Source organism: Bacillus sp. 7884-1 (assembly GCF_002272245.1).
GTDB lineage: Bacteria > Bacillota > Bacilli > Bacillales > Cytobacillaceae > Neobacillus.
Genome location: NZ_NPDD01000211.1, coordinates 1 through 6565, shown reverse-complemented (window position 1 = coordinate 6565; position 6565 = coordinate 1). Strand labels below are relative to the sequence as shown.

General features: G+C 42.3%; 1 protein-coding gene. It reads right to left on the bottom strand.

Translation table 11 applies throughout. The annotated features are described in order from the left end of the window. Positions 1-791: 791 nt before the first annotated feature. Positions 792-6152 carry a S8 family serine peptidase gene (locus CHI06_RS23130; protein ID WP_095250924.1) on the bottom strand — a complete coding sequence of 1787 codons (5361 nt, stop codon included), beginning with the start codon at positions 6150-6152 and terminating at the stop codon, positions 792-794. Between the last annotated feature and the right edge of the window lie 413 nt (positions 6153-6565).

Here is a 6565-nt window from a genome sequence, read left to right as displayed (position 1 = left end):
AAATATAGTTTGAAACCGTTGATATAATAGGCTTTTATTTTTCCTACGTTTCACTTAACCAGAAGGTATTGGTGGCAATATGATTGGTTTAGCCACCAGGCTGCCACTATCAAAACATCAGGTTTCCACATTCCACATGTGTCGAATACCGGTGACTACCATTAAACTACTAAAGGATTAGCGAAACGGTAATGTATTACAATATCTTGATTTTCCTTTACATCAATCCGTTCAACCCGTTGTAGTGGTACCATCTCCCCAGTTCCATTCTGCGGTGTGTGTATCGAGAACTCCCGGGTCTGTAAAAGGAGCTGAAGCTGTTATTGAGGTGTTTACAGGTATCGGGTCATTAACATCCCTCTCCCTAACTAAAACTTGTTCCAATTGGATACATTTATCAAAATTCACATTAATTCCATATATGTACTACCAATTCCTTCTTAGTTATTACATAACCAAATCGGTGTTGCAGCGTTTCTCCTCGATTTTTGAAGGATCAGGAGTAACAGAAGAACTTTCGACAAAACAAAAAAACTCGCATTTTCCTCTCATGTCTAAAGATAAGATCACGAGTTTCAAATGCGAGTTGATGTAGACGAAGGCTTTTTTCTTACTTAACAGTGATGGTACGTTTTACAGAATTGCTCACGTTTCATGCTATATCAACTACAGTAAGGATAATCGTATGGTTTCCCTTGCCAACTTTGATATAGTAGCTGTGAATGTGCCTTTGCTTGAAACATTGGCTTTTGTAACTAGATTCCCGTCGATCTTCACGACGAGGGTAGCTCCTACTTCTTCAGAACCGTCACTTTTCGTTCAGCACTTACGTTTCCTGTTTCATCTGAGGCGCTGACCGTTAATATGGACCCTGCTTTTTGCTTACCGATTTCCAAGTAGAAATTACCGTTTTCACTAGCTTGTTTTGTTCCAATCACAATCCCATTTCGCTTCACAGTTACAGTCGCATTGCCTTCGGTAGTACCTGAAACAATCTTGTCATGGATTGTAAAAGGGTTCACGATAGGCGCAAGAGGAGCTGTCACGTCTAGAACCGTAACAGAAACTGTTTTGCTTTGGTTTCCAGAATCGTCTGTAGCTGTAACCATTAGTACGGTGCCTGCTTTTTGAGGAGTGATTGCCACCGTATAGTTTCCATTTTTATCTGCTTTCGCAGTGCCAAGTGCACCGTTTGTGCTGCTAACGACAACTGTCGCATTTGCTTCCGTTGTTCCTGAAACGATTGTATCATTGTCGCCAACTTTTCCAACAACTGGCGCATTTGGTGCTGTCAGGTCTGAAACTGTGATTGATACTTCTTCGCTCACTTTTCCTTCTGCATTTGCCACGCTAATTGTTAAAACTGTTCCTGCTTTTTGAAGCTCGATTGGAAGTGTAAAGTCTCCCATTTCATTTGCTTTTCCTGTTACGAGGACGTTTCCATCTTTTTTCACAGTTACTGTTACGTTTGGTTCTGTTTTACCTGAAATGCTTGTTTCGTTATCTCCAAGACCTTTTACAACTGGTGCGTTTGGAGGTAACGTGACATCCGTTGTTGTAGTTGCCACATTTGAAAAACCAGCGTTTAATCCGCCTGTTACCGTTACGCGGAATTTGTAAGTCGTGTTTTCGTTTAATCCAGTCACAACTGCTGTATTTGAATCAACTGCTACAGGACTTGCTGTTGTAGCTGCCGTCCATGATAAGCCGTCAGTTGACTTTTCAATTTTTACATTTGTTGCATCAACAGCTGCTAGCCAATTCAGTGTTGCTGTATGATTCGTTTTTGTTGTTGCTTTCAATGTGTTCACAAGAGATTTAATACCTAACACGTTGAAGAATTCTGTGCTCACTTTTCCGTCAACCATCTCTTTTGGTGTAATGGTTGCATCTGGGTTTGATTTGTAAAGATTCCCAACCAGAAAGTTCATATCCGTTGCATTGACAATACCATCGTGGTTCAAGTCTTCGATGTTGAAATCAGTCGGTTTTTGAACGCCGAATTTCTTCGCAATTTGTTTCACGTCTAACACGTCAATGACACCGTCTCCATTTACATCACCGGCTGCTGCAACTGGTTGAGCACCTTGTTTTTGTATTAACTCACCGACGACTTCACCCCACGGTGTTTGAATACCAGGAAGTGTCAGTTTCTGAATACTCTTCAGATGTCCAGGTGCTTCAACGACAATATCGATTGGATCCTTCGATATAGGAATATGCTTGATATCTACAAAACCGTTTTTGGCAATCGGTACTTGCACTTTTGTCCCGTCTGACAATTGCGCGTATGCTTTCGCTCCTATGATTGAATAATCCATCGACCAGTTCATATAGAACGCTTGAAGGTGGGCAAAAGTTACCACATAATTGTCCTTTGGTATGATTTTATATTGGTTAATTTGGTTGAATGATGGGATGACAACCGGTTCTTGCTCACCGTATTGTGTATAAGTGAATGGCACTGTATTCTCTTCGGTGTCCATCTTGTCATAATAGGTGCCGTACATACTGTCATCATACAGTTTAAATGTCACATCAAGGAATGGCATATCACCGCTGATTCCTTTGAACCCTTCGCCACCGCTGATATGAGCGCCAGCATTCACCATGTCTTTATTAGTTGGATAGACAGGGTGATCCTTCACAGTTGGTTCATCGACACTGACTGTTAATCCGTTTGCATCCGCATACTGCTGGAATGCTGGGTTCACTTTTACGCTTTGGAACTGGAAGAGCCAACTATAGAATCCAACATTGTAGTTTCCAGCCATCAAATCCTTAACGTTATTTAGATTTAATGTCATCGTCAACGTTTCATCTTGATAGACTTTTTCCTTATCGTAAGTTGGTACCACATAAGGTGTACCTTTTTTGACGAATGCATAGGAATAGGATTCATTTAACAATTCCATATTTCTCGCCATATCCATAGGTTGTAGTTTGATTGTTGCTGGACCATTCTCAATATCAGATTGTTCAATACCGAAGTTTGTATCCCCATTTGCATCAAGTAGGAAATCGCCGTTCCACATTGCTTTTTGATTTAAGTAATACCATAGCTTATTATCAGACTGTGTGTAGCCTAAAGGTGCTAATTTTGCCGTTCCTTCGTCCCATACATTCGTGTGAAGCCAAAACGCATGGTACGTATTTCCGTCTTGCCCCTTTTCATCTGTAAAGTCCGATTCACTTAGCTCATAGACGCCAGGTTTATGGTCTTTAAACGTCAACTTAGGTAACGTGTTATCGATGATAAACTTTTGATTAATGACCTCGTATTTCACCGCATCTGCATCTGTTGTACGAAGTTTGATTGTATACTCACCTTCTGGCAGTTTCGCCATCGGCTGTTTGATGTCTGTTTTTTCATCTTTCGCATCGCCGATAAACGGATAATACGATGGCGAGAATTGTGTTCTTAGATCCGTATCAAGAGGCGCACCGTTTAAGCTAAATGGTTTTAACGTATTGGCTCCAAGTGCTTTGCCGTCTTTATCATAGATGATCGCCCACATATCTTTCATCGGGCTGTTTAATCTGAATCGGATATAGCGAGTTTGAGGTGCCATAGCCGGATGCCTCCAAGCTATCGTTGTGATGGCTGGTAACGAGATTTCGACGTCTCCGATTCCTTTTTCAACAAAGCGAGTCGCGAATGGAATGCGATAGTGTTCGTTTGGATTGTCATGGTTGACAATGTTCACATACCCTTCATATTGTCCCATCTCTGCGCTCGCAGGTATGTTAACCGTTGCCGTTACATTTGTTGACCCGCCTGCAGCGACCGTCACAGATGCTAAAGAAGTCGTGACGGTTACATTGTTCGCTACTGCGTCACTTACATGTGCACTTACATTATCCATCGGTTTACTATATTCAGCCGAAACGTCGAATGTTTTCGCTTGGGTACCGCGGTTTATAAAGGCAACCGTACGATTGGCTGTGTTTGTGCTACCGTCTTTTTTGTAAACAGCACCAAACGTCAATGCGCCTTTTTCATACCCGATTGTGACAATGCCACCATTTCCATCACTCTTTAATGTGTTGTCTTGGACCTTGAATGCCATCTCGTTATGAACGGCTTCAGCTACATCTACTTCACCTGCGCCTACTTCGTACACAGAATAGTCGCCGTTTAGTTTGTCCGCACTATTCATCAAGGCTGCTTTGACATCAGCCGGTTTGTAATTTGGGTGTTTTTGTAAAATCAGTGCAGCAATCCCTGCTACGTGTGGAGTAGCCATTGATGTACCCGAAATACGAGCATATGCTTGTGAATAATCAATTCCTGGTTCTGGACTGTGGATAAATTCTGGATACGTCGAGTAAACCGATACCCCAGGAGCCACAACGTCAGGTTTAATGTCATAGGTTGACATAACCGGTCCTCTTGAACTGAAACCTGCCAAACGGTTTCCTTCTGAGACAATTGACCCGATTTCCGTAAATGTAATCGACGAATGTTCTGCCGCTGTTTTTAAGCGTTCGCCGTCTGCTTTTGAGAGGCGGAAGGTTGGGATAAACCCAACAGAACTTGCTAAATAGTTATCAATGTCGCCGTCGACATTGTTGTACATGATGGCCGCCACTGCACCTGCTTTTTGCGCATTCACAATTTTTTCACTAAGTGCGTACGATCCACGCTCTATCAATGCTATTTTCCCGTGCAAATCAACACTTTTGAAATCATCCTCGCCACCTAAGCCGACAAATACCACCGGATAGGTTTTGTTCGCAAGTGTTTCCACATTGTCATTGTACCCTTTTCCAAGCAACTTAAAGTTGGTAAACGTTTCGTTACCTACTGTCGCTGTTGCGGTCGGAATCGACATCGAGAAGTCACTTGCACCAACCGTAATCGGTAGCGCTGCTGCTCCAGGTGTGCCAAGTGTATATGCATAATTACCTGAGTTTCCTGCTGCAATGACGCATGTTACACCAGCTAATGTTGCATTGTTAACCGCGATTGCTTCTGCTGATAATGGATCGTTACTCGCTGCACCAAGTGACAGGTTAATGACTTTCATACCGTCACTAACGGACTTGTCAATTCCTGCAACAATCCCGCTCGAAGCACCAGAACCGTAAGGACCTAGTACACGGTAGACATATAAATCAACGCCAGGGGCAACTCCTTGTGCTGGATTTTCGACAGTGGCTCTCGATTGTGCTGCGATGGTTCCAGATACGTGCGTACCGTGGGACGTCGGGTATTCACGGCCTGGTGTTACTGGCTTACCTGCTGTCACCCAGTCATCGTACGTTGTTTCCATCGGATCTGCGTCGTTATCAATGAAATCCCACCCCTTAACCGTTTTCGGGTCAATCGTACTCGGATTCACGCCTTCTTGTTTTCGGTACCCTTTATAGACATCCGTTAAATCTGGATGATTGTAATCAATTCCTGTATCTAACACACCAACTTTAATACCGTTTCCTTTAATGCCTTCGTTATGAAGTGCATCTATACCCGGAAGCGGGATCGAATTTTCTTTTAGTCCTTCCACGCTTTGTTTCGACACAGCAGTCGTTTCAATCGGGTCGATTGTGACCTTTTCGTCCGCAAGGACATGTCTGACAAGCCCTGAATCAAACAGTCTCTCGACCATTGTTCCTGGAAGTGTCATCGCTACCCCGTTCAACGCGTTCCGATATTCATGGGTAATTTCGATCTCCGATGATGTTCCAGTTGCCTTTTCTGCCGTGACCGCATTTTGTGCAGTGACTGCATTTTCTGCCGTAACGGCATTGACGTTCAGTTGATGCGTAGATAAACCTTCGATAAACGAACGGAATTGTTTGTGCGTATCAGCGACGGCTTGTTTCTCTTCTGTTAGGGTTGTCTCATCTCCAGCTACTTGTGCCTGCATCACCGCTATTTTTGCCGGTGCTTGCTTGAATTCAACAATGACGCGAACAGGTTCCGCGCTTGATGTGTCGATTTCAGACGAAATTTCCGGACCACCTATGCTGATCTGATTCAATGCAGCAATCTGTTCTTTCGTCAACTGTGGAGCGCTCGAATCCTGATGAAGAGGATCGATCGGTGTTGATGATGCCGCTAGCACGTTGTACGGAATGACAGATGACAGTAATAAAGCACTCATCGTCGCAGTTGCTAAAATGTTCTTTAACTTACGGTTTGCCAATTCAACTTCCCCCTTTTTCAATCTTTTTAAAATTCAATGTTTTCATTTTACTTTGAATTGTCCATGTTGTATATTGGGGAAATTTGCGTTATAAACCGTCAAAATTCCACGTAGAATTTTGACGTATTTTGGCATAATTTGTTTAAATTTACTGTATAACCTATATTTTTTAAGAATTTTCAATATAATTTAAATTGGGGTAATTCTCTAATTTTCAAAAAATCTAAGGACAGGTTCATTAAAACCGCCATTTTCAATTATTTCATTTGTGGCCAGGTTATACTTCAAGCTAGAAATCTTGAGACTCTATTATTACAAAATAAAAAAAGCTATCAAATTCCTAAAATACATAGGAAATACAGCTACTAGAAAAACAAAATGGAACGTTAATAAAGGAATCCGATATGCCTTTT